At 71.7% G+C, this 19,898-nt stretch carries 22 protein-coding genes; 18 read left to right on the top strand and 4 right to left on the bottom strand.

The genetic code is table 11. The features are described from left to right. Positions 1–16: 16 nt before the first annotated feature. Positions 17–1,024, bottom strand: a complete 1,008-nt coding sequence (locus ACYQ0U_RS11860; protein ID WP_459973036.1) for an iron ABC transporter substrate-binding protein — start codon at positions 1,022–1,024, stop codon at positions 17–19. Between the two features lie 215 nt (positions 1,025–1,239). Between ACYQ0U_RS11860 and ACYQ0U_RS11855 the strand changes: the two genes are divergently transcribed. The 5 genes from ACYQ0U_RS11855 (at position 1,240) to ACYQ0U_RS11835 (ending at position 7,030) form a co-directional block, all read left to right on the top strand. Further along, complete coding sequence (locus ACYQ0U_RS11855) at positions 1,240–3,195, top strand: clostripain-related cysteine peptidase (RefSeq protein ID WP_459973034.1); 1,956 nt, start codon at positions 1,240–1,242, stop codon at positions 3,193–3,195. Positions 3,196–3,250: 55 nt separating this feature from the next. Beyond that, entirely contained in the window at positions 3,251–4,642 is a 1,392-nt protein-coding gene (locus ACYQ0U_RS11850) for a M15 family metallopeptidase (protein ID WP_459973032.1), read from the top strand. Positions 4,643–4,658: 16 nt separating this feature from the next. Further along, positions 4,659–5,069 carry an HIT family protein gene (locus ACYQ0U_RS11845; RefSeq protein WP_459973030.1) on the top strand — a complete coding sequence of 137 codons (411 nt, stop codon included), beginning with the start codon at positions 4,659–4,661 and terminating at the stop codon, positions 5,067–5,069. An 84-nt stretch (positions 5,070–5,153) separates the two neighbouring features. Beyond that, positions 5,154–5,921, top strand: coding sequence for an SDR family NAD(P)-dependent oxidoreductase (locus ACYQ0U_RS11840; RefSeq protein WP_459973028.1), 768 nt, complete (start codon positions 5,154–5,156; stop codon positions 5,919–5,921). A gap of 98 nt (positions 5,922–6,019) precedes the next feature. Beyond that, positions 6,020–7,030 (top strand): DUF3048 domain-containing protein, encoded by a 1,011-nt coding sequence (locus ACYQ0U_RS11835; protein ID WP_459973026.1) that lies wholly within the window; start codon positions 6,020–6,022, stop codon positions 7,028–7,030. Here ACYQ0U_RS11835 and ACYQ0U_RS11830 read toward each other — a convergent pair. Next, positions 7,014–7,721 (bottom strand): TetR/AcrR family transcriptional regulator, encoded by a 708-nt coding sequence (locus tag ACYQ0U_RS11830; protein WP_459973024.1) that lies wholly within the window; start codon positions 7,719–7,721, stop codon positions 7,014–7,016. The two genes, ACYQ0U_RS11835 and ACYQ0U_RS11830, sit on opposite strands and share 17 nt — an antisense overlap. A 137-nt stretch (positions 7,722–7,858) precedes the next feature. On the opposite strand from ACYQ0U_RS11830, the gene ACYQ0U_RS11825 reads away from it, so the two are divergent. From ACYQ0U_RS11825 to ACYQ0U_RS11800, 6 genes are all read left to right on the top strand, one after another. Beyond that, positions 7,859–8,389 (top strand): hypothetical protein, encoded by a 531-nt coding sequence (locus ACYQ0U_RS11825; protein ID WP_459973022.1) that lies wholly within the window; start codon positions 7,859–7,861, stop codon positions 8,387–8,389. An 82-nt stretch (positions 8,390–8,471) separates the two neighbouring features. Beyond that, positions 8,472–9,029 carry a YqgE/AlgH family protein gene (locus ACYQ0U_RS11820; RefSeq protein WP_459973020.1) on the top strand — a complete coding sequence of 186 codons (558 nt, stop codon included), beginning with the start codon at positions 8,472–8,474 and terminating at the stop codon, positions 9,027–9,029. A gap of 218 nt (positions 9,030–9,247) precedes the next feature. Further along, positions 9,248–9,508, top strand: a complete 261-nt coding sequence (locus ACYQ0U_RS11815; protein ID WP_459973018.1) for a DUF3039 domain-containing protein — start codon at positions 9,248–9,250, stop codon at positions 9,506–9,508. 107 nt (positions 9,509–9,615) lie between these two features. Beyond that, complete coding sequence (locus tag ACYQ0U_RS11810; protein WP_459973016.1) at positions 9,616–11,301, top strand: DEAD/DEAH box helicase; 1,686 nt, start codon at positions 9,616–9,618, stop codon at positions 11,299–11,301. 19 nt (positions 11,302–11,320) lie between these two features. Further along, positions 11,321–11,995: an IclR family transcriptional regulator gene (locus ACYQ0U_RS11805; protein WP_459973013.1), complete on the top strand. Its 675-nt coding sequence runs from the start codon at positions 11,321–11,323 to the stop codon at positions 11,993–11,995. A gap of 92 nt (positions 11,996–12,087) precedes the next feature. After that, the gene (locus tag ACYQ0U_RS11800) at positions 12,088–12,366 is read left to right on the top strand and encodes an HU family DNA-binding protein (protein ID WP_459973011.1); all 279 of its coding nucleotides are present in this window, start codon (positions 12,088–12,090) and stop codon (positions 12,364–12,366) included. Between the two features lie 81 nt (positions 12,367–12,447). On the opposite strand, the gene ACYQ0U_RS11795 is transcribed toward ACYQ0U_RS11800, so the two are convergent. Continuing rightward, complete coding sequence (locus tag ACYQ0U_RS11795; RefSeq protein WP_459973009.1) at positions 12,448–13,533, bottom strand: CobW family GTP-binding protein; 1,086 nt, start codon at positions 13,531–13,533, stop codon at positions 12,448–12,450. 55 nt (positions 13,534–13,588) lie between these two features. Between ACYQ0U_RS11795 and ACYQ0U_RS11790 the strand changes: the two genes are divergently transcribed. The 3 genes from ACYQ0U_RS11790 to ACYQ0U_RS11780 are packed head-to-tail and all read left to right on the top strand — an operon-like array spanning position 13,589 to position 14,357. Further along, entirely contained in the window at positions 13,589–13,705 is a 117-nt protein-coding gene (locus ACYQ0U_RS11790) for a large ribosomal subunit protein bL28 (protein ID WP_459973006.1), read from the top strand. Then, complete coding sequence (gene rpmG, locus ACYQ0U_RS11785) at positions 13,705–13,875, top strand: 50S ribosomal protein L33 (RefSeq protein ID WP_459973004.1); 171 nt, start codon at positions 13,705–13,707, stop codon at positions 13,873–13,875. Before ACYQ0U_RS11790 ends, rpmG begins: the two co-directional genes overlap by 1 nt. A 44-nt stretch (positions 13,876–13,919) precedes the next feature. After that, positions 13,920–14,357: a Fur family transcriptional regulator gene (locus ACYQ0U_RS11780; RefSeq protein WP_459973001.1), complete on the top strand. Its 438-nt coding sequence runs from the start codon at positions 13,920–13,922 to the stop codon at positions 14,355–14,357. Here the strand turns inward: ACYQ0U_RS11780 and ACYQ0U_RS11775 are convergent. Next, a complete protein-coding gene (locus tag ACYQ0U_RS11775) occupies positions 14,347–14,820 on the bottom strand; it encodes an Lrp/AsnC family transcriptional regulator (RefSeq protein WP_459972999.1) in 474 nt (157 codons plus the stop codon). The two genes, ACYQ0U_RS11780 and ACYQ0U_RS11775, sit on opposite strands and share 11 nt — an antisense overlap. Positions 14,821–14,901: 81 nt before the next feature. On the opposite strand from ACYQ0U_RS11775, the gene hppD reads away from it, so the two are divergent. The 4 genes from hppD (at position 14,902) to ACYQ0U_RS11755 (ending at position 19,797) form a co-directional block, all read left to right on the top strand. Further along, positions 14,902–16,095, top strand: a complete 1,194-nt coding sequence (gene hppD, locus ACYQ0U_RS11770; RefSeq protein ID WP_459972997.1) for a 4-hydroxyphenylpyruvate dioxygenase — start codon at positions 14,902–14,904, stop codon at positions 16,093–16,095. A gap of 98 nt (positions 16,096–16,193) precedes the next feature. Further along, complete coding sequence (locus tag ACYQ0U_RS11765) at positions 16,194–16,718, top strand: DUF1697 domain-containing protein (protein ID WP_459972995.1); 525 nt, start codon at positions 16,194–16,196, stop codon at positions 16,716–16,718. A 74-nt stretch (positions 16,719–16,792) separates the two neighbouring features. Next, on the top strand, positions 16,793–18,640 hold the full coding sequence (locus ACYQ0U_RS11760) for a bifunctional metallophosphatase/5'-nucleotidase (protein WP_459972993.1): 1,848 nt from the start codon (positions 16,793–16,795) through the stop codon (positions 18,638–18,640). A gap of 149 nt (positions 18,641–18,789) precedes the next feature. Continuing rightward, positions 18,790–19,797 (top strand): type IV toxin-antitoxin system AbiEi family antitoxin domain-containing protein, encoded by a 1,008-nt coding sequence (locus ACYQ0U_RS11755; RefSeq protein ID WP_459972990.1) that lies wholly within the window; start codon positions 18,790–18,792, stop codon positions 19,795–19,797. The last annotated feature ends 101 nt before the right edge of the window (positions 19,798–19,898 follow it).

Raw genomic sequence — 19,898 nt, 5'->3', positions numbered from 1 at the left:
CGGAGCGTGGCGGTGCTCAGAGCACGAACCCCGCGTCGGAGAGCAGCTCCACCACCTTCTCGCCGTCGAGGTCGCTGAGCCCGATGGGCGGGGGCTGGAGCTCGTCGAACGGCCTCACCGGCGGCTCGAGGCTGACCGCCGGGTTGAGCGGGTACTCCAGCGCGTAGCTGTCCGCGAGCGCCTGCTGACCCTCCTCGCTCGTGAGGTAGGCGACGAACTCCTGGGCCTCGTCCGGGTGCTCGGCGTTCTTCAGCACCCCGGCGCCGGAGACGCTGATGAAGGCGCCGGGATCCTGGTCGCCGAAGTAGTAGAGCGCGCTGTCGTCGCTGTTCTCCCCGGACTCGGCCTGGTCGCGGTACCAGTAGTAGTGGTACTCGATGCCGGTCGCGATCTCACCGGAGTTCACCGACTCGAGCACGACGTTGTTGCCGTCGTACACGGTGCCGTTGGCCTGGAGGCCCTCCAGCCAGGCCCGGGTGGCGTCCTCGCCCTCGAGGTGGAGGACCGCGGCGACGATCGCCTGGAAGTCCGCCCCCGTGGGCGAGAAGGAGACCTTCCCGGCCCACTCCGGCTCCGCCAGCTCCATGATCGACTCCGGCAGCTCGGCCTCGCTAACGAGGTCCGGGTTGTACACGAGCACGGTGGAGCGGGCGACGAACCCGGTCCACAGGCCGCTGGCCGGGCGGTACTCGGAGGGGATGGGCTCGCTCGCGGCGGGGTCGAGCGGCGCGAACAGACCGGCGCGCTCGACCGCCGACATCGCGGGGGTGTTCTCGGTGAGGAACACGTCGGCCGAGGAGGCCTCGCCCTCCTGGATCAGCTGCGCCGCGAGCTCGGAGTCCGAGCCGTTGCGCAGCTCGACCTCGATGCCCGTCTTCTCCTCGAACTTCGGGGCGATCTCCTCGAGCAGCTGCTCGTGCTGCGCGTTGTAGACGACGACCTTGGGGCCGTCGTCCTCGGAGCAGCCCGCGCCACCGACGGCGACGAGCACGACAAGGGCGGCGGCGGAGAGCAGACGGTTCACGGCGGTCTCTTCTGTGCGGGTGAGTTAGGCAAGGCTCACCTTAGAGCACCGGCGGCACGTCGTGAAGCGGGAGGACCCCGCTCTCACGAAACGGCCGCCCGACGACGACCGGCGCGCGCGGCGCGTGCTCGGGCTGCCGGCCACCGGGCTAGCCCGCCTGTGCGGACCTCCGCGTTCGCCGGACCCGCGGGCGCGCCGCCCCCTAGTCTCGCCCGGTGCGTCCCACCCGTCTCACCAGTCTCGTAGCCGCCGGCGCGGCCGCCCTCCTGCTCACCACGGCCTGCAGCGGCGGGTCCGGCGGGGGCGACGACCAGCAGACCGAGTCCGCCGTGGCCCACGCGGGCCGCGAGGGCGACGGGTGGACGGTGCTGCACTACTCGATGGCCGACACGAACCTCGAGCCGTTCATGGTCGCCGACGTCAACGAGCTCGGCCAGGTCGGCTCGAACGACAACCTCCAGATCCGTGAGTTCATGGACCGCTCGGTCGAGTACGGCGAGGACCCGCTGCTCGACCAGGGGGACTGGGTCGGCGGCCGGGTGCTCGACCTCGGCGCGCCCGGGACCAGCACGGTCGTCGAGGAGCTCGGCGACGTGAACTCGGCCGACCCGGCGACGCTCGCCGCCTTCATCGCCGACGGGCTCGCGACGCACCGCGCGGGCCACTACGCGCTCATCATCAGCGACCACGGTGCCTCCTGGCCGGGGATCGGCCCCGACGAGGGCACGCCGGACTACGACGTGCTCGACCTCGACGAGATCGTCAGGGCCATCTCCGACGGGCTGCGCCAGGCCGGCGTCGACAAGCTCGACCTGCTCGGCTTCGACGCCTGCCTGATGGCCAACTACGAGGTCGCCAGCGAGGTCGCCCCGCTCGCCGACCGGCTGGTGGCCTCCCAGGAGCTCGAGCCCGGCCACGGCTGGGACTACACCGCGCTCCAGCTGCTCGCGGACGACCCCGAGGCGACCGCGGACGAGCTCGGCTCCGCCCTGATCGACGGCTTCGCGGCCCAGGCCGAGGCGTCCGGCACCCAGGACGAGATCACCCTGTCGATGATCGACCTCTCCCGCATGGACGCCGTCGACGAGGCCGTCGACGACTTCGCGGAGACGATGGCCGAGGAGTCGACGACCGTCGCCCCGGCGGTGGGCAAGGCCGAGGCCGTGACGCTCGGCTTCGGCAAGAGCCCCGACCAGTCGCAGGACAAGCACCTCAACGACCTCGGCCTCCTCGCGTCCGCCATCGGCGAGGCCGCGCCTGAGGTCGCCGACCAGGCCGACGCCGTCGTGAGCGCGCTCGACGCGGCCGTGGTCGACTCGGTCGCCGGCGTCGTCACCGAGGGCGCCACCGGCCTCTCGATCTACCTGCCGCCGGTGGTCGAGCTCGCCGATCCGGCGTACCTGGAGGTCTCCTCGGCCGACGAGTGGTCGGACTTCCTCGATGCCTACTACGGCGCCGGCGCCGCCCTCCCCGAGGAGGAGCAGGCCAAGTTCACCGACCCGGCCGACGGCCCGGAGGTCGCCTTCGACAACAGCGGCGTCACGCTCACCGGGACCTTCGACCCGGCCGGCCTCGACAACATCACCGAGGCGACGATCAGCTACGCGATCCTCAACGACGACAGCTCGATCACCTACTACGGCGAGGAGGTCGCCGACTTCGACGACAGCGGCGACGCCCCGGTCGCGGTCGGCACCTACGACCTCAGCGTGATGCAGCTCGACGACGGCTACGACACCGCCTACGCCTACGTCGCGCTCGACGTGAGCGACGACCTGAGCACGGCGTTCTTCGACATCCCGATGACCTACTACGCGTCCACCGATCCGCGGCAGCGCGACCCGAAGGACGCGCTCCTCTCGATGGTGATGAACATCGAGAAGGGCGAGTTCGAGAGCGAGACGATCTACATCTACGACGAGGTGTCCGGGGGGTACGGCGAGCTCGCCCCCGACCCGGAGGGGATCATCGTCCCCGACGTGCTGACCGTGACCGCCGCCGGCGAACAGGTGTGGGAGCCGACGACCGACGTCGGCCTCTACGCCGACATCCCCAACCTCACCTACGAGTTCGTGCCCCTCGACTCCGGCACGACGCTCCAGACCGACCTCGCCATCTACGACTTCGGTGGCAACTCGAGCACGCTGAGCTCGCTGGTGGAGGTTCCCTGAGCCGACCCGGGCGCGTCCCACGCATGTCTTGGCGGCCGCTGGGCACACTCACGCCATGTCGCTCGGGCTTCGTGTCGTCCTGCTCGCCTGCGTGCTCGCCCTGCCGCTGACCGGCCTGTCGGCCGCGGCGGGCGCGGCCGCCCGGCTGGCCACCAGCATCGACCTCAGCAGCGCCCCGGCGTACTCCGACACCGAGACCACCCTCCACCTCCGACTGCAGACCGATGAGGGCGAGCCGATCGCGAACGCGTCGGTCGAGCTCGCGCGCAAGGAGGACGGCGCCTGGGTCCCACTCGGCATCGTCACCACCGACGACCGCGGCATGGCCACGCAGCCGGTCCGGCTCAGCCGGGAGGTGACCGACAACGTCGTGCGCGCGCAGTACGCCGGCGACGACGTGTACCCCGCGGCCACCCGGCAGAAGCGGCTCGAGCTCAAGCGGCGCGCGGGGCTGGTCCGCCTCGAGGCGCCGGCGCAGGTCAAGGACGGGCGGACGGCCCGGATCCGGGTGCGCTGGACGACCCGCGAGGACGCACCGGTCCAGGGCCCGGTCAAGGTCTTCCGTTCCCTCGCCGGGGGCCGCTGGCAGCTGGCCCGCACCCTCCGCACGGACGCCGACGGCCGCGCGGCCTTCACCACGCGCCCGCGCCAGGACTCCCGCTGGCGGGCGCGCGGCGTGCGTCAGTCCTGGGTCGAGTCCGACACCAGCAAGGTCCACCGCATCGACAACGTCCCGCCGGGCGACCCGGTGCGGCTGCCGAGGGGCGCCCCGGCGCCGCGTCGCTCGCTGCCGCCGCAGGCGCACGCCGTCGGCACGGGCGCCAACCCCGTCGTCTCCCGCATCCCGACCAGGATCTGGAACCACATGACGGGCATCAGCTGGCGCTCCGGGTGCCCCGTCGGCCGCGCGGGCCTGCGGCTGGTCCGGGTCAACTACTGGGACTACCGCGGGTACCCGCGCCGCGGTGAGCTGATCGCGGCCACCAGCGCGGCCGCGGCCATGGGCGCCGCCTTCGCCGAGATGTACCAGCGCAAGCTGCCGGTGCGGGCGATGTACCGCGTCGACCGGTTCGGGTGGGGGGCGCGGTCGCGCGGCGGCGACGACTACGCCTCGATGGCGGCCGGCAACACCTCGGCGTTCAACTGCCGCGACGTCACCGGCCGCCCCGGCGTCCGGTCCCCGCACAGCTACGGGCGGTCGCTCGACGTCAACACCTGGGAGAACCCGTACCGCTCCGCGCGCGGGATCGTCCCCAACACCTGGTGGCAGAGCCGCTCCCATCCGCGGATCGCGTGGCGCTCGACCTCCCACCCGGTGGTCCAGGTGATGCGACGCCACGGGTTCCGCTGGACCTACGGCAACGGCGACACCCAGCACTTCGACTACGTCGGCAGCTCGGCCCGCGCCATGGTCGCGCCCCGTGCGTGCGACCGCTATTGCGACTAGGCAGCGCTGGCGTCCCGTGGCCGACTGCGTCTTCTGCCAGATCGTCGGCGGCGCTGCCGGGGCCGACGTCGTGCTCGACGAGCCGGACTTCGTCGCCTTCCTCGACCGCCGCCCGGTCTTCAAGGGCCACGTGCTGCTGGTCCCGCGTGAGCACGTGGTCACGCTGCCCGACCTCCCGGCCGGGCTGCGCGACGGCTTCCTCGAGGCCGCCCAGCGGCTCGCGACCGCCGTCGTCGACGGCCTCGGCGCCCAGGGCAGCTTCGTGGCGATGAACAACGTCGTCAGCCAGTCGGTCGCCCACCTGCACCTCCACGTGGTGCCGCGGACCAAGGGCGACGGGCTCCGCGGGTTCTTCTGGCCCCGGACGACGTACGCCGACGGCGAGTCGGCTGAGTACGCCGCCCGCCTGCGCGCCGCCCTGACCTGACACTCAGCCGAGTGCTGCCCCTCATCTAGGGTGTTCAGCTGACAGACCTGGAGCAGGCTGACTCGCGAGACAGGAGCCACACGGATGGGGCGTTATGACGGACGGATCGCCGTCGTCACCGGAGCCGCGCGCGGCATCGGGTTCGGCACAGTCACCCGCTTCGCCGAGGAGGGCGCGTCGGTCGCGATCCTCGACCTGGACGAGGCGAGCGCCGCGGAGGCCGCGGCGAAGCTGCCGCTGGCCGACGGTGCGAAGTCGGTCGGCATCGGCTGCGACGTCAGCGACGCCGCGTCCGCGGAGGCCGCCGTCGAGCGCGTGGTCGCCGAGCTGGGCGGCATCCACGTCCTGGTCAACAACGCCGGCATCACCCGCGACAACCTGCTGTTCAAGATGACCGAGGAGGACTGGGACCTCGTCATGGGCGTCCACCTCCGCGGTGCGTTCCTCATGACCCGGGCGGCCCAGAAGCACTTCGTCGCGCAGAAGTACGGCAAGATCCTGAACCTCTCCAGCGTGTCCGCCCTCGGCAACCGCGGCCAGGCCAACTACTCCGCCGCGAAGATGGGCATCCAGGGCTTCACCCGGACGCTGGGCATCGAGCTCGGCCCGTTCGGCATCAACGCCAACGCCATCGCCCCCGGCTTCATCGCCACAGAGATGACCGACGCCACGGCCGCGCGCCTGAAGCTCGACGTCGACGACTTCCGGAAGATGAACGCCGAGGCCAACCCCGTCCGCCGCGTCGGCTACCCCGAGGACATCGCGGCCGCCGCCGCGTTCCTGTGCAGCGACGAGGCGTCGTACATCACCGGGCAGACGCTGTACGTCGACGGCGGAGCCAAGCTCGGCTGAGTCTCACCCTCGCGGGCGCGCCTCCCCACCTGGGGCGGTCGCCCCTGCACACTGGAAGTCGACCGAATCACTTGAGAATCACGAAACGGAGCGATCTCGTGCGCCGTGCCCCTCTGACCACTGCCCTCCTCGTGACCGCGAGCCTGCTGCTCGCCGGATGCGGGGGAGACGACGAGCCGGCGGGCGACGGCGCGCCGGCCGCCCAGGAGGTCGCGGGCGCCGACGAGCTCGCCTCGACCTGGCCGATGACCGGCCTCCCGGTCGAGGGCGACGCGAACTCCGCGCAGACCTATCCGGTGCTGGTCACCAAGATGGACAACACCGCCTCCAGTGCCCCGCAGATCGGGCTCGGCTCGGCCGACCTGGTCGTGGAGGAGCTCGTGGAGGGTGGTCTGACCCGGCTCGCGGCGTTCTACCACTCCGACCTGCCGACGGAGGTCGGCCCGGTCCGCTCGATGCGGGCCAGCGACATCGGCATCGTCGCCCCGGTCGACGCCGACGTCGTGACCAGCGGTGCCGCCGGAGTGACGATCAGCCGGATCAAGGGCGCCGGCATCGACTTCTTCGCCGAGGGTGCCGCGGGGATCTCGCGCGACAGCTCGCGCAGCGCGCCGTACAACGTCTTCGCCGACCTCACCACGGTCGCGCAGGAGGCCGAGCAGGAGGCGGCCCGCCCGGCCGACTACCTCCCCTGGGGCACCGAGGAGGACCTGCCGCAGGGCCAGCCGGCCAAGACGATCGCGGCGTCCTTCGGTGGCGGCCACACCACGAACTGGACCTTCGCGGGCGACCACTACGTCAACGAGAACAGCTACGCCGCCGACGGCGACGAGTTCCCGGCCGACACCGTGCTGGTGCTGCGGGTCCAGGTCGGCGACGCGGGCTACCGCGACCCGGCGGGCAACCCGGTCCCCGAGACCAAGCTCGAGGGCAAGGGCCAGGCGATGATCTTCCACGACGGCCGCCTGGTGCGCGGCACGTGGCAGAAGGGCGGCCTCGACCAGCCGCTCTCCCTGTCGACCAAGGCGGGCGAGCTGAAGGTCCCGGCCGGCCACGTGTGGATCGAGCTGGTGCCGGCCGCGAACGGGAACGTCACGTTCCAGAAGTGACGTCCCCGCCGGTAGGCCCGGTGATCTCGGTGCCGTTCTCGGCCAGGGCCCGGAAGCCGGAGAGGATGAACCCGATGGCGGTCTCCACGTGGGCGGCCGCCACCTCGGGGTCCTCCGCGCCCGAGACCGACTCGCCGGCCGAGGACATCGCCCCGAAGAAGATCCGGGCGAAGGTCTGCTGGAGGTCCTCGTCGAGCTCCCAGCCGCCGGCGGCGAGGACGGACTTCACGATCTCGAGGACGTTCGCGAACGTCGAGCGCTCCTCCTGCTCGCGGAACCGCTCGTAGCCGAGGACCGACGGGCCCTCCTGGATCACGATCCGGCGGTAGCGCGGCTCCTGGACGACGGTGAGGAACGCGCGCAGGCCGGCGGTGGCCTTCTGCCACGGGTCCCGGTGGCCCTTGAGCGCTCGCTGGATGGCCCGGGCGGCGCCGTCCTCGACCCGTTCGAAGACGGCTTCGAACAGCGCCTGCTTGCCGCTGAAGTGGTGGTAGAGCGCGCCCTTGGTGACCCGGGCGCCGGCGACGATCGCGTCGAGCGAGGTGGCGGCGTACCCGCTCTCGGTGAACAGTTCCTCGGCGACGTCGACGAGCGCGCGCTTGGTCGAGGCGGAGTACTGCTGACGGCGGCTCGTCCCCGGAACCACGCCGGGGACCAACGGCTTGAGCTTGGAGACCGTCGACTTGCTCATAGTCCCGGCAGCCTAATACCGACTGTCGGTACGGGTGATCGGGATCACCGGGGCCGGCGTTGCATACCGAGAGTACGTGTACGTACTCTGGGTACGTACTCAGAGTACGTGAGTCCCGCCCCCGAAGGAGCACACCCATGACCTGGACGTCCTTCCACTCCCGCGGAGAGATCCTCCGTGACGTCATCGCCGCGGCCGACGAGCGCCGCGACGGCCTGCTGCCGCTCGACGTCCCCGGCGTCGCCGACGTGTTCGAGGACGACCTCGAGCTGCTCGGCGCCCTCCAGCTGCGGTGGCACACCCGGCTCGCGGGCCGGATCGAGCGTGAGCTGGTCAACCAGCCGATGGACCTCGAGAGCGCGGTCGTCGCCGCCTGGCACGCCACCGCCGACGAGCTCCCCGGCGTCCTCGCGATCCTCGACCACGAGCGCGCCGAGCCCCGGGACGCCGCCACCGCCGACGCGATGGCCACGTCCGCCGCCAAGGAGCGGATCCTGCTGGCCATGATGGCCGGCCGGGTCAGCGCCCCCGACGACACCGCGGTGCGGGTGGGTGCGGCCATCGAGGCCGAGGCCCGCGCGACGTACCGCCCGGTGCGCCGGCCCGGCGCCCGCCGCGCCGAGCAGCCCCGGCTGCTGGCCCGGCTCAAGGCCGTCCTGGCCGCCTGATCGTCCCCTCCCGGCAACCCCGGCCCCGGCGCATCCCTCCCTCCCCGCGGCGCCGGGCCCGGGGTTGTCGCATGATGGGGGCATGACCGAGGCGCGGGCCGGGATGCTCCTGGTGGCGACGCCTGCGCTCCTGGACCCGAACTTCGTCGACGCCGTCGTGCTGCTGCTCGACGTCGACGACCAGGGGGCGCTCGGGGTCGTGCTCAACCGGCCCTCCGGCATCCCCGTCTCCGACGTGCTCGCCGACTGGGGGGACGTGGTCGCCGAGCCCGAGGTCCTCTTCCGTGGTGGCCCGGTGAGCACCGAGGGCGCGCTCGCGGTCGCCACGCTGCGCGCCGAGGACGACGTGCCCGTGGGCTTCCGCGCCGTCGAGGGACGGCTCGGCCTGGTCGACCTCGACACCCCCGTCGAGCTGCTCGAGGGCAGCCTCGAGGGCGTCCGCATCTTCGCGGGCTACGCCGGCTGGGGCGCCGCCCAGCTCCTCGGCGAGATCGAGGAGGGCAGCTGGTACGTCGTGCCGGCCCAGCTCCCCGACGTCTTCCGGCTGGACCCGAGCGAGCTGTGGCGCGACGTGCTGCGGCGGCAGCCCGGGGAGCTGGCCTGGCACTCGACGCGGCCGGCTGATCCCGACCTGAACTAGGTCGGTCGCGCCGCTCGTGGCCTGCCGATTCATCACGGTAGGCACATGAATCCGCACTCCCCGCGGTGGGTATGCCGAGGGGAGTGCCGACTCGCCTGCCTACCGTGATGAATCAGCGGCGGGCCGGGCCCGAGCCGACCAGCCGGTGCCCACGACCGGAAGAAGATGGCCCTCGGGGGCCGCCGGTCGAGGAGGTTTCGTGACGTACCCTTGGGCCTGTGACCACCATCGGCTTCTCGACAGACACGGACGTCCGTGAGGACCGCCGTACCGTCCCGACCGACGACGGTGACCACGAGCGGTTCTCCCACTACGTGGAGAAGGACAAGCTCACCGAGGCGATGGTGATGGGCACCCCCGTGGTCGCCCTCTGCGGGAAGGTCTGGGTGCCGAGCCGCGCCCCGGAGAAGTTCCCGGTCTGCCCCGAGTGCAAGGAAGTCTGGGAGTCCCTGAACGACGACTCGGGCTCGAACGAGTGACGGGCCGGCCCGAAGCCGACCCTCAGCCCAACGCACTCACTCCGGCCTGGCCGGAGCGCGCCGCCTGGGGGACGGCGACCTCACTGCGTGCGTGGCAGGCGGCTGCCATGAAGAAGTACTTCGACGAGAGCCCGCGCGACTTCCTCGCGGTCGCGACGCCGGGCGCCGGCAAGACCACGTTCGCGCTCTCGGTCGCGGCCGAGCTGCTGGGCCGCCGGATCGTCGACCGGGTCACGATCGTCGCGCCGACCGAGCACCTCAAGCTCCAGTGGGCCGAGGCGGCCGCGCGGGCAGGCATCCCGATCGACCCGACGTACGCCGCCGGCAAGGGCAAGACCTCCGGCGACTACGTCGGCATCGCGGTGACCTATGCGGGTGTCGCGGTGAACCCGCTCGCGATGCGGATCCGCACCGAGCGGTTCAAGACGCTCGTCATCCTCGACGAGGTGCACCACGCCGGTGACGCGCTGTCGTGGGGCGAGGGCGTCCGGGAGGCGTTCGAGCCCGCGACCCGCCGGCTGGCGCTGACGGGTACGCCGTTCCGCTCCGACGTCAACCCGATCCCGTTCGTCACCTACGCCCCCGGCGACGACGGGGTCCCGCGCTCGGTCGCGGACTACGCCTACGGCTACTCCCACGCGCTCGCCGACCACGTCGTCCGGCCGGTGCTGTTCATGGCCTACTCCGGCGAGATGCAGTGGCGCACGCGCGCCGGCGACGAGATCGCCGCACGGCTGGGCGAGCCGCTCACCAAGGACATGACCTCCCAGGCGCTGCGCACCGCGCTCGACCCGAAGGGGTCGTGGATCCCGTCGGTGCTCGCCGCGGCCGACATGCGCCTCGACGAGGTGCGCCGCCACGTGCCCGACGCCGGCGGCCTGGTGATCGCCACCGACCAGGAGTCCGCACGCGCCTACGCCAAGCTCCTCCGGCAGATCGCCGGCGAGCCCGCGACCGTCGTCCTCTCCGACGAGAAGGCGGCGTCGAAGAAGATCTCCGCGTTCAGCGAGGGCGACCAGCGCTGGATGGTCGCGGTCCGCATGGTGTCCGAGGGCGTCGACGTCCCGCGCCTGGCCGTAGGCGTCTACGCCACGACCACCTCGACGCCGCTGTTCTTCGCCCAGGCCGTCGGCCGCTTCGTGCGCGCCCGGACCCGCGGCGAGACCGCGTCGGTCTTCCTGCCGTCGGTGCCGAGCCTGCTCGGCTTCGCCTCCGAGATGGAGGTCCAGCGCGACCACGTGCTCGGCCGGAGGGTCTCGAACGAGGACGACGTCTTCGCCGCCGAGAACGAGCTGCTCGCGCAGGCGAACGCCGGCGAGGGCGCCTCCGACGACCTGCTGGGGAACTTCGAAGCCCTGGGCTCGGAGGCGCGGTTCGACCGGGTGCTGTTCGACGGCGGCGAGTTCGGCCACTCGGGCGAGGTGCACGTGGGCTCGGAGGAGGAGATGGACTTCCTCGGCATCCCGGGCCTGCTCGACCCCGACCAGGTGCGCGACCTGCTGCACTCGCGGCAGAGCGAGCGGGCGAAGAAGCAGAAGGCGAGCCGCGCCCGCTCCGAGGAGGCCGCGGACGCGCTCGTCGAGCTGTCGACGCACGAGCAGCTCGCCGTGCTCCGGCGGGAGCTGAACGGCCTCGTCGCCGCGTGGCACCACCGCACCGGCCAGGCCCACGGCATCACCCACGCGGCGCTCCGCAAGGAGTGCGGCGGGCCGGCGGCGGCGGTCGCCACGGCCGAGCAGCTGCACGCCCGGATCGACCGTCTCCGCGAGTGGGCCCTGCGCAAGACCTCCTGATCGGCCCTAGGGTGGAGCGATGCCCGCCGAGACCTCGCAGACGCTCGATCGGGGACTGCGTGTCCTCGACGTGCTCGCGTCGTCCTCCGACGGGCTGACCGTCACCGAGCTCGCGTCCCGGCTCGAGGTCAACCGCACGGTCGTCTACCGCCTGGTCAGCACCCTGGAGCAGCACGCACTCGTCCGTCGCGACACCCGCGGCCGCCTGCACGTCGGGCTCGGCGTCCTGCACCTCGCCTCGGCCGTGCAGCCCGTCGTCCGCGACCTCGCGGTCCCGGTCCTGCGCGACCTCGCCGAGACCGTCGGCTGCACCGCGCACCTGACGGTCGCCGACGGCGAGGAGGCGCTGGCGCTCGCGGTGGTCGAACCCTCGTGGACCGACTTCCACGTCGGCTACCGGGTCGGGGCCCGCCACCCGCTGGACCGGGGTGCCGCCGGCCGGGCGATCCTCCTGGGGCGTCAGCCGCCCACGGCCGTCACCACAGTCGACTCACGGGGGGGACCTCAGGCGACCTCGTACGCGATCACCACCGGCGAGCTCCAGCCCGGAGCCCGCGGTCTGGCCGCCCCGGTGCGCGGGGTCGATGGCCTCTCGGCCAGCGTCGGCATCGTCACCCTCGCCGACATCGACGTGGACGAGATCGCCCCGCACGTGCTGGCCGCCGCGGCCGAGGTCGCGGCCCGGCTGTCCTAGGACTCGCGCAGTCGCGCCGAGAAGATAATGAAAACGATTATCGGTCGGCGTAGGATCGTACGTGCACTCGAACGGACAACCTAGGAGACCAGATGAACAAGTCCCAGCTGAGCAACGCCGTGGCCGAGAAGACCGGCCTCAGCGGAGCGCAGTCCGACGCGGTCCTCGACGCCGTGCTGACGGCGATCACCGACGCCGTGGCATCGGGTGACAAGGTCACGCTGCCGGGCTTCGGCACGTTCGAGGCGCGGGAGCGCTCCGCACGGACGGGCCGCAACCCGCAGACCGGTGAGGAGATCGCGATCGCGGCGACCACCGCTCCGGCGTTCAAGGCGGGCGCGGCGTTCAAGAAGGCCGTCGCCGGCGACTGATCGCCTCCACGCGTGCGATGGGCCGGACACCCGAGCTGCTCGGGTGTCCGGCCCATCGGCGTGCTCAGCCCGGGCGGACCTTCATGCAGCCCTCCGGATCGGGCCCAGCCAGGGCTCGAAGCCGTCCTCCGCCGTACGCCAGCTCCCACGGGCGGCCGCCTCGTCCGGCGTGAGCAGCATCGAGCCGAACGCGTCGGCGAGGCCGGCCGGAGGCGTCCCCACGCCGGTCAGCACCAGCCGGGTCAGCGGCGGTCGCGTGCCCCAGGGCTCGCCGTTGCCGATGCTGAGCTGGCCGCCGGCGCCGTCCCAGGCGACGACCCGGTCCGGACGTGTGGGAAGCCAGAAGCAGCCGCGGGACCGGTGCCGCCCGCCGCCGAGCCGCGCGAGGTCGCCGAGCAGCCGCTCCGGGTGGAACGGCAGGGGGGAGACGAGCTCGCGACGCCAGACGTGGTCCCAGCCCGCCCGGGGGAGCGGCGTCGAGCGCACCGCATCGGTCCACGCGCTCGTGCGCTCGTGGTCGTGGATGCCCGCGAGGAGGGCGGCGGCGTCGAGGTGCTCGACCCCGCGGACGATCGTGGCGTCCGGTCGCGCGAGGGCCACGAGCAGCTCGACACCGTCCGGCTCCGCGGTCCCGTCGGTGACCACGACGTCGGCGTACTCGACCATCGCGGCAGCGACCTCACCGACGCCGCGCCGGTCCTCCTCCGAGCTGTGGTCGCCGCGCTCGGCCAGCAGGTCGTCGCCGAGGAGGTCGTCCACGACGCCCGGCCCGTCGACGGCGGTCACGACGCCGGTGACCCGGAGATGCCGCGCGAGGCGCGTGTCCCGGGCGAGCACGCCGCAGACCTGGCGGGCCTCGGCGCCGATCGGCAGGTGGGCGACGATCGAGCGCCAGCGGCCGCTGCGGGCCAGCCGCTCCAGGGTCGGCACCACGTCCTCCCGGACGGCGCAGGTCACGCACGCGTGCTCGAGGTCGATCTCGACGTGCTCCACGACCCCGGTCACGTCGCTGACGACCCGCTGCAGCACGCTGCGCTCGACGTCGATGTGGTGCCGGACGGCGACGGCGGCCGGGAGGTCGAACTGCATCCCCACCATCGCGGCCGTCATCGCCTCGCGACCGACGCCGGTCAGCAGCACGACGGGGGTCCTCATGAGCTCCTTCATCGACACTCCTTTGATAGAATGAGAATCGTTCTCAGTATGACGAAGGAGCTCACGCATGTCACGCACGTGTCAGGTGACGGGACGCCGGCGCACGAACCGCCGGTTCGACGTCAACGTCCAGCGCAAGCGCGCCGTCGTGGCCGACATCCTCCGGCGCGGCGGGAGGGTCTGATGGCCGGGCGGACCAGCGGCGTCCGGCCGATCGTGAAGCTGCGGTCGACGGCCGGCACGGGCTACACCTACGTCACCCGTAAGAGTCGGCGCAACGACCCCGACCGGCTCGAGCTCCGCAAGTTCGACCCGCGGGTACGACGACACGTGACCTTCCGCGAGGAGCGGTGATGGCCATCCACGAGACGCGCGGGTGACGCCACTACGGTGGGGGCATGCCGTCCCCCACCCCGGACTCCGCCCCGGTCTCGGCGCCGCGCCAGCGGAGCACCCGCCAGCGCCGGGCGCTGCTCGCCGAGCTCGCCGCGTCCGACGGCTTCCGCAGTGCGCAGGACATCCACGCCGCCCTGCGCGACCGTGGCGAGAAGGTCGGGCTCGCGACCGTCTACCGGGCGCTCCAGGCGCTGGTCGAGGGTGGCGAGGTGGACCAGGTGCAGTCCGACGCGGGCGAGGCGGCGTACCGCCTGTGCAGCCGGACGCACCACCACCACCTGGTCTGCCGGCGGTGCGGCCGTACCGTCGAGATCGAGGGGCCGGCCGTCGAGAAGTGGGCGAGCAAGGTGGCGGCCGACAACGGCTACGACGAGGTGAGCCACTCGGTCGAGCTGTTCGGCGTGTGTCGGCCCTGCCAGCGGGCCGCCGTCAGCCGCTGATCGCGCGCCGGGCCAGCGGCCGCACCCGGTAGGGCACCTGGGTGGCCAGCGCGATCACCGTCGAGGACCGCACGATCGCCGGGTGCTCGAGCACGAGGTCGATGACCCGCTGGAGGTCGGCGTTCGAACGCGCCACCACGCGCGCCCACATGTCGCCGGCGCCGGTGATCGTGTGCGCCTCGAGGACCTCCGGGATCGCGGCGAGGTGGGTGCCGACGACGTCGTGGCCGCCCTGGCTGGTCTCCTGGCGGATCTCCAGGGTGAGGAACGCCGTCACCGGGTAGCCCAGCGCCTCGGGGGAGAGGTCCGGCCCCCAGCCCGTGATCACGCCGGAGGCGCTGAGCTTGTCCAGCCGCGCCTGGGCGGTCCCGCGGGCGACGCCGAGCCGCCGGGACGCCTCGAGGACGCCGATGCGGGGGTCGGCGGCGAAGAGCTCGATCAATCTGCCGTCGAGGGCGTCCATGTCGGCCTCCATCATTGGACAGGTTGCACAGCGTTTCGCCGTACGGTTGCACAGAGTGTCGCACGACGCCAGGCTCCGGGCATGACGCTGACACCCGACGAGCTCAAGGCGGACCTGACCCTCGAACAGCTCAAGGAGCTCGTGGGTCTGGTGGAGTACGACGCGGAGCGGGACGTCTTCCCGGTGACCGGCTGGGACGCGATCGTCTTCGTGGTCGGCAACGCCACCCAGGCGGCGCACTACTACCAGTCCGCCTGGGGCATGGAGCTGCTCGCCTACTCCGGTCCCGAGAACGGCAACCGGGACCACAAGTCGTTCGTGCTGCGCTCGGGCTCGATCAAGTTCGTCGTCAACGGCGCGGTCGATCCGGACAGTCCGCTGGCCGACCACCACCGCCGCCACGGCGACGGCGTGGTGGACATCGCGCTCGAGGTGCCCGACGTCGACCGGTGCATCGCGCAGGCCCGCGGTGCGGGCGCGACGGTCGTCCGCGAGCCCGAGGACGTCACCGACGAGCACGGCACCGTCCGGATCGCCGCGATCGCGACGTACGGCGAGACCATCCACACGCTCGTCGACCGCAGCCGCTACGACGGCCCCTACCTGCCCGGCTACGTCGCGAGGGAGAGCACCTGGCACAAGCGCGACGGCGAGCCGAAGCGGCTGTTCCAGGCCCTCGACCACATCGTCGGGAACGTCGAGCTCGGCCACATGGACGAGTGGGTCGACTTCTACAACCGGGTCATGGGCTTCACGAACATGGCCGAGTTCATCGGCGACGACATCGCCACCGACTACTCCGCGCTGATGTCGAAGGTCGTCGCGTCGGGCAACCACCGGGTGAAGTTCCCGCTGAACGAGCCGGCGATCGCCAAGAAGAGGTCGCAGATCGACGAGTACCTCGAGTTCTACCGCGGCGCCGGCGCCCAGCACCTCGCGGTCGCGACCAACGACATCCTGGCCTCGGTCGACGCGCTCCGGGCCAACGGCGTGGAGTTCCTCCCGACCCCGGACTCCTACTACGAGGACCCCGAGCTCCGCGCGCGCATCGGCAACGTGCGGGTGCCGATCGAGGAGCTCCAGAAGCGGGCGATCCTCGTCGACCGCGACGAGGACGGCTACCTGCTCCAGATCTTCACCAGGCCGCTCGGCGACCGACCGACGGTGTTCTTCGAGCTGATCGAGCGGCACGGCTCGCTCGGCTTCGGCAAGGGCAACTTCAAGGCGCTGTTCGAGGCCATCGAGCGCGAGCAGGACGCGCGCGGGAACCTCTGAGCCTGCGCCCCACGGTCTCCCTTCTGGGAGGGAGCGACGCCCCGGCCGCCAGTGGCAGCCGGGGCGTTGTCGCCCGCCGGCTCGGGCAGGATGTGGCCATGGCGACGTACCTGGCGTTCCTGCGCGCGATCAACCTGGGCGCGAAGCGGAAGTTCCCGAAGGACGCGATCGTGGCGGCCGTCGAGGGCGCCGGGTTCACCGCGGTGGAGACCTGCATCAACACCGGCAACGTCCGCTTCCAGACGACTCTGCGGTCGCGCGCGAGGATCGAGGCCACGCTCGAGGAGGCGTTCCTGGCCGACCGCGGCTTCGAGGTGCCGACGATCGTGTTCACCCCCGACGAGCTGCGCGCGATCGCGGCGGAGGCCGCGACCTTCGGCCACGGCGGCCGGCACTACGTCTCGCTGCTGAAGTCGCCGCCGACGGCGTCCGCGATCGCGGCGATCGAGGAGCGGTCGTCGGCCGAGGAGGTCGCCCGCGTCGGCGGCCGCGCGGTGCACCTGCTCCTCGGCGAGAACTACCACGAGGCGCGGCTGACCAACGCCGTCGTCGAGAAGGAGCTCGGCGTCGCCACCAACCGCAACCTGACGGTGATCAGGACGCTGGCGGAGAATTGGTGCTGACCGGACCCTTGTCGCGGGTGCGGGTTCCGGGATACAACATCGTGCCGCCAGGTCACATCTCGGGAGGAACTGTCGTGTCCACTGCCATGCCGTCTCGCCGCTCCGTGCTCGCCACCGGACTCACCGGAGGTGCCGCCCTCGCGGCCTCCGGTTTCGCCGCCCCGTCGTACGGCGGTGAGTACAACTCCCAGAAGCCGGGCAACCGCGTGCGGCTCACCGTGCTCGGCACGACCGACCTGCACGGCAACGTCTACAACTGGGACTACTTCAAGAACGCGGAGTTCGACAACGCCGCCCACGACGACATCGGGCTCGCCAAGGCCGCGACCCTCATCAAGGCGATGCGCAAGGAGCGGCGCGGCGAGCCGATCCTCACCCTCGACGCCGGCGACACCATCCAGGGCACGCCGCTCGCGTACTACTACGCCAAGATCGACCCGATCACCGAAGGTGCCACGCACCCGATGGCCAACGCGATGAACCTGGTCCGGTACGACGCTGCCGCGCTCGGCAACCACGAGTTCAACTACGGGCTCGACACGCTGCGGACCTTCGAGGAGCAGCTGAACTTCCCGCTCCTCGGCGCCAACGCCGTCGACCCCGCGACCAAGCGGCCGGCGTTCAAGCCGTACGTCATCAAGACCTTCCGGGTGGGCCGCGGCCGCACCCTCCGCGTCGGCATGCTCGGGCTCACCAACCCGGGCATCGCGATCTGGGACAAGGCCAACGTCGACGGTCGCATGGAGTTCCCCGGGCTCGTCGAGCAGGCGAAGAAGTTCGTGCCGGAGCTGAAGAGGCGCGGCTGCGACCTCGTGGTGATCGCGGCCCACTCCGGCGCGGACACCTCCTCGTCGTACGGCGACGCGCTGCCGTACCCCGAGAACGCGGCGTCGCTCGTGGCGCAGGAGGTTCCGCACGTCGACGCGATCCTCGTCGGCCACGCGCACAAGGAGATCGCCCAGCAGTTCGTGCGCAACAAGAGGACCGGGCAGCAGGTGCTGCTGTGCGAGCCTGCGTACTGGGGCATGCGGGTCGCGCTGATGGACCTGATCGTGCAGGAGACCTACACCAAGCACGGGCGACGCCGGTGGACCCTCGTGGCGTCCGGCTCGCAGGTGTTGAACTCGAACACCGTCGCCGCCGACCCGAAGATCGCGGCCGCCGTGCAGTCGCAGCACGACACCGTCATCAGCTACGTCAACTCGGTCATCGGAACCTCGGCCGCGGCGATGTCGGCGGCCCGCGCGGTCGTCGAGGACGTCCCGATCATCGACTTCGTGAACTTCGTCCAGGCCGACGCGGTGCGCGCTGGTCTGAGTGGTGACGCCGCGTCGCTGCCCGTGCTCTCGATCGCCGCGCCGTTCAACCGCGCGGCGTCGTTCCCCGCCGGCGAGGTGACCGTCCGCGACGTCGCGGGTCTCTACATCTACGACAACACGCTGCTCGGCGTGCAGGTCTCGGGCGCGGACGTGAAGGCGTACCTGGAGTACTCGGCCCGCTACTTCAAGCAGGTCTCCGGCCCCGGCCCGTTCACGATGAGCCAGGTGACGAACGCCGTCACGACCACCGCTCCCAACGGCACCCCGGACTACAACTTCGACTCCGTCGCCGGACTCGACGCGCCGCTGACCTACGACATCGACATCTCCCAGCCGGTCGGCTCGCGCATCCTCGGGCTGTCCTACGGCGGTGTCGCGGTGGGCGAAGCCGACCAGTTCGTGCTGGCGGTCAACAACTACCGCCAGTCCGGCGGCGGCGGCTTCCCGGCCGTGTCCGCCGCCCCGGTCGTCTACAACCGGCAGAACGAGATCCGCCAGCTGCTCATCGACTGGGTCACCGCGCACGGCACCATCGACCCCACCGACTTCGCCTCCGTCGACTGGCGGCTGGTCTCCGGCGGAGAGCCGATCACCGTCAGCTGAGTGCGCCTTCCGGATGTAACGCGGGGTTAGGTCCACTGGGAACCCTGCTCGAACGGGATCACAGAAGGTCCAACCCCGCGTTACAGCCGTTGTCCACAGGTGGCGACGGAGGTGGGTGGGAGGCGCCCGGCCGGGGGAATGGTCGGACCATGCAGTCCCGGTTCGCCCATCACATGGCCCGTCAACACGGGCTGATCCTGCGACGGCAGGCGCTTGCGGCCGGCATGACCGTCCAGCAGGTGGCCGCGTTGGTGCGGAGTCGGGAGTGGGTCGTCGTCCGGCGCGGGGTCTACACGACCCGTGCCCATTGGGAGTCGCTCGATCCGTACGTCGGGCGCCCTCGACTCGAGGTCTGGGCGGCGACCCTGACCATGCGACTCCCGCACTTCCTGAGCCACGACTCCGCGGCGTACCTCCACGGCCTGCCGATCCTCGAGGCGACGCCCCGGCTGGTGCACGTGACGCGGATCGGGGCTCTCGGCGGCCGCACCAGGCACGGGGTCAAGCACCACAAGGCTCCGGTCGCGACCGATCACATCGTGTTCGTCGACGAGCACCCGGTGCTCGACATCCCTCGGACCGTCGCCGACATCGGCCGGGAGCACGGACTCCGGCACGCGATCGTGGCCGCCAACTCCGCGCTCAGGGCGGGGGTGTCGATCCGGGCTCTCCGGGCGGCCGTGGAGCCGATGCGCCACTGGCCACATGTCACCGTTCCGCGCCTGGCCGCCGAGTGGGCCGACCCGCGATGTGAGAACCCGGGCGAAGACCTCACGCTCCTGATGCTGAAGCAGCTCGGTGTCGGGTTGGTGCACCCGCAGTTCGGCCTGCAGGACCGCGGTCGGGTCGCCTGGGTCGATTTCCGCGTCGGGCGACACCTGATCGAGTTCGACGGGCGTCACAAGTACCGCCGGGTCGAAGCCGGGGGGTTCGCCGCACGCTCCCCGGACGAGGTCGTCTGGGAGGAGAAGAGGCGCCAGGACTGGGTGTGCGGGTTCAAGCTCGGCATGTCGCGCGTGGTCTGGGCAGACGTCCAGCCGGGGCGGTGGTCCGCCACGCAGGAGTGGTTGCTGCGAGACATCCGCGACACGAACGCTCGGTTCGGCGACTCGATCGACGACCTCGCGCCGTACGTCATCCGGCGTCGCCGGCGCTGAGCCGGACGACCGCTGTAACGCGGGGTTACGCACACTGGTGACCCCGTTCGAACGGGATCACAGAAGGTCTAACCCCGCGTTACATGCGGGACGGCGACCGG

It is taken from the genome of Nocardioides pyridinolyticus (assembly GCF_054653575.1).
The sequence above is the reverse complement of the archived record's forward strand: the minus strand, read 5'-3'. Positions and strand labels throughout refer to the sequence as shown.

Excerpts from the sequence above, each read along its gene's own strand:
- ACYQ0U_RS11850 (WP_459973032.1), top strand. The coding sequence starts at position 3,251 with ATGTCGCTCGGGCTTCGTGTCGTCCTGCTCGCCTGCGTGCTCGCCCTG.
- ACYQ0U_RS11840 (WP_459973028.1), top strand. The coding sequence starts at position 5,154 with ATGGGGCGTTATGACGGACGGATCGCCGTCGTCACCGGAGCCGCGCGC.
- ACYQ0U_RS11830 (WP_459973024.1), bottom strand. The coding sequence starts at position 7,721 with ATGAGCAAGTCGACGGTCTCCAAGCTCAAGCCGTTGGTCCCCGGCGTG.
- ACYQ0U_RS11825 (WP_459973022.1), top strand. The coding sequence starts at position 7,859 with ATGACCTGGACGTCCTTCCACTCCCGCGGAGAGATCCTCCGTGACGTC.
- ACYQ0U_RS11820 (WP_459973020.1), top strand. The coding sequence starts at position 8,472 with ATGACCGAGGCGCGGGCCGGGATGCTCCTGGTGGCGACGCCTGCGCTC.
- ACYQ0U_RS11810 (WP_459973016.1), top strand. The coding sequence starts at position 9,616 with ATGAAGAAGTACTTCGACGAGAGCCCGCGCGACTTCCTCGCGGTCGCG.
- ACYQ0U_RS11805 (WP_459973013.1), top strand. The coding sequence starts at position 11,321 with ATGCCCGCCGAGACCTCGCAGACGCTCGATCGGGGACTGCGTGTCCTC.
- ACYQ0U_RS11800 (WP_459973011.1), top strand. The coding sequence starts at position 12,088 with ATGAACAAGTCCCAGCTGAGCAACGCCGTGGCCGAGAAGACCGGCCTC.
- ACYQ0U_RS11795 (WP_459973009.1), bottom strand. The coding sequence starts at position 13,533 with ATGAAGGAGCTCATGAGGACCCCCGTCGTGCTGCTGACCGGCGTCGGT.
- ACYQ0U_RS11790 (WP_459973006.1), top strand. The coding sequence starts at position 13,589 with ATGTCACGCACGTGTCAGGTGACGGGACGCCGGCGCACGAACCGCCGG.
- rpmG (WP_459973004.1), top strand. The coding sequence starts at position 13,705 with ATGGCCGGGCGGACCAGCGGCGTCCGGCCGATCGTGAAGCTGCGGTCG.
- ACYQ0U_RS11780 (WP_459973001.1), top strand. The coding sequence starts at position 13,920 with ATGCCGTCCCCCACCCCGGACTCCGCCCCGGTCTCGGCGCCGCGCCAG.
- ACYQ0U_RS11775 (WP_459972999.1), bottom strand. The coding sequence starts at position 14,820 with ATGGACGCCCTCGACGGCAGATTGATCGAGCTCTTCGCCGCCGACCCC.
- hppD (WP_459972997.1), top strand. The coding sequence starts at position 14,902 with ATGACGCTGACACCCGACGAGCTCAAGGCGGACCTGACCCTCGAACAG.
- ACYQ0U_RS11765 (WP_459972995.1), top strand. The coding sequence starts at position 16,194 with ATGGCGACGTACCTGGCGTTCCTGCGCGCGATCAACCTGGGCGCGAAG.
- ACYQ0U_RS11755 (WP_459972990.1), top strand. The coding sequence starts at position 18,790 with ATGCAGTCCCGGTTCGCCCATCACATGGCCCGTCAACACGGGCTGATC.